Origin of the sequence: Mycoplasmopsis agalactiae 14628, assembly GCF_000266865.1 — a bacterium.
GTDB lineage: Bacteria > Bacillota_I > Bacilli_A > Mycoplasmatales > Metamycoplasmataceae > Mycoplasmopsis > Mycoplasmopsis agalactiae_A.
In genome coordinates this window covers 1-1,082 of sequence record NZ_AJPR01000001.1, presented here as the reverse complement: position 1 = coordinate 1,082, position 1,082 = coordinate 1, and the positions used below count along the sequence as shown (strand labels likewise).

At 28.7% G+C, this 1,082-nt stretch carries 1 protein-coding gene; it reads right to left on the bottom strand.

The features are described 5' to 3' along the window. On the bottom strand, positions 1–1,082 hold a 1,082-nt coding region (locus tag MAGB_RS00005), incomplete at both ends, for a CDS14 family ICE transfer lipoprotein (RefSeq protein ID WP_036433024.1).

The following is a 1,082-nucleotide window of genomic DNA, read 5'->3' as shown; positions in this document are numbered from 1 at the left end:
CCAAATAGTGCTACATAAATAGGGATAACTTCTTCATAAAGTGCTCTGTGTGCTCAAACAAATGAGTGTTCATAGTCAGCTTTAGTTATTAAAGCACTAAGTTCATCATTAGCTGCTGGAAACATTGCTACTCTTGTTTCATTTTGCTTTTCTGGCTTTTCAACTTCTTTGCCTAAGACAGTTCAGGTTGTTGCTTTATTTAATGGTTTAATTAGTTTGTTTAAAAGATTTTTAAATTCTTCTATCTCTTTTTTGTAGTCTTCTGTCTCTATTTTTTGCTTTTCTTCTGCAGTTAACTTGTCTATTTCATCTTTTGTTTTAAATGTATATTTAAATTTTGAGAATTCTAATAAAAATGATAAATAATTTTTATAAGCACTAATGTTTGTTTGGGTGTCAAGATATGCTTTTGCTGGGTCTGAGAATTGATCTAATAAATTAGGAGTACCTAATACATCATAATAGCTTTCTGCCCCCCTTTTTATTCATAATTTATCTTTATCTAATTTACTGTATATGTCAATTCTATCTTGAAATGCTATGGCTTTAGAGCGCGAAAAAGGCAAAAATCAAACTTTATTGTTTTCAGCATTTGCTAAATCCTGATTAAGCATATTCATATAATCTCCATGAGCTGTGTTAAATTTTATAAATTGATCTTCTCTTTTTATTATTTTTTTGTTATAGGCATAAGGATCTTCATCATAATGATCATTAAATTTATCTATAAAAGTTCCATATGTATCTGAATTTATTGTGAAATCACGACGTATCATGTTGTCATGCTCTAAGAACTTTGTCATTTTTTCTAAAAAGTCTTTATGCTCACTTGGTGTTAACTGTACACTACCTTTTAAGTAATTTCTAAGCAAGTTGTTAAACTCAACAGGTGGAATATATGTATCACTTAATTTTGGCTTAAATTTCTCATGCCCTGGTTTTTTAAATAAATCTTCTTTTTGTTCTGGCAGTATAAAAATCATTGGCAAATACTCATCAGTTTTTCAGTGGTCACTTTTGTATACATCTGAACTAATTACTTTATCTTCATGTGTAACTTTAGCAAAATAGTATTTATTATT